Raw genomic sequence first — 999 nt, forward strand, 5'->3', positions numbered from 1 at the left:
TAGGGTGTCCAAACATACGTCAACTCACTATGTACATTATTTTCCTCCCTGAATTTCCGGTTATTTTATTGGCCATTACAATACAGTTGTATGCAACTATAATTTCTCCTATGGCTATGTCATAATTCCTGTGCCTAACATACCAGATGTACTCCATTCCCAGTATTTCCTTAAGAATGGAAAATGTCCTTTCTATCTCCCACCTCAATTTGTACCTTGATGATTCCTTTTTCCTTAATGCTATACCCAGTTTCCTGTTATAGGTCAATTTATTTTCAACAATTCCTCTTCTCCTGTTAGTATCTATAACAGGTATACTATGTGTATTCTCAAAAATATAATCATATATATCAGAGGAATCATATGCAGCATCCATTAAAATATAATTATAATTCCTTACAGAATCTATCATTTCAAATGCCATATTCTTGTCATATACAGATGCAGTGGTCATCTTCCATTCCATTACAGATAATGAATCGGTATCTATTGAAGCATGAATCTTCCTTCCGTATTCATAGCCCATTGTGCCGTAGCCCCATGAACTTTTAGGATCCTTGTATTTTCCATTCTTCCTTCTTCTCTGTGCTGTGGTATCCTTACATGTCTTTACAACTGATGAATCTACTGCAGCATTATCATTATCAGGATTTATCATATCTATTATTGATGAATTTATATAATGCCAGTCTATCCTCAGAGACCTATAAGATAATGTCCTGAAGTTTGGTATATCATTTATATTCAATAACTCCATGAATTCTTTATGGTTATTGAAGAAGTATTTAGATGACCTGTATGATACTCCATATATCTTTAAAATTACAATAATCTTTACAATAAGTTTATTTGAGTACTTTCTGATTCTATCCTCCGCAACTATTTTATCCAACCTTTGCATAATTAATGGGATGTGGTTCGCTGCCATATCCCACTAATAATTTTCAAATTAATAAATATGACAATTGTCGAACAAATTATGAAGGTTTGGACACGCTA

General features: G+C 32.9%; 1 protein-coding gene. It reads right to left on the bottom strand.

All coding sequences use genetic code 11. The annotated features are described in order from the left end of the window. Window positions 1–19: 19 nt before the first annotated feature. The gene (locus tag AOG55_RS06435; protein WP_236688982.1) at window positions 20–901 is read right to left on the bottom strand and encodes a transposase; all 882 of its coding nucleotides are present in this window, start codon (window positions 899–901) and stop codon (window positions 20–22) included. Window positions 902–999 lie beyond the last annotated feature (98 nt).

This window comes from Acidiplasma cupricumulans (genome assembly GCF_001402935.1).
In the GTDB taxonomy this organism is placed as follows: Archaea; Thermoplasmatota; Thermoplasmata; order Thermoplasmatales; family Thermoplasmataceae; genus Acidiplasma; species Acidiplasma aeolicum.

Excerpts from the sequence above, each read along its gene's own strand:
- AOG55_RS06435 (WP_236688982.1), bottom strand. The coding sequence starts at position 901 with ATGCAAAGGTTGGATAAAATAGTTGCGGAGGATAGAATCAGAAAGTAC.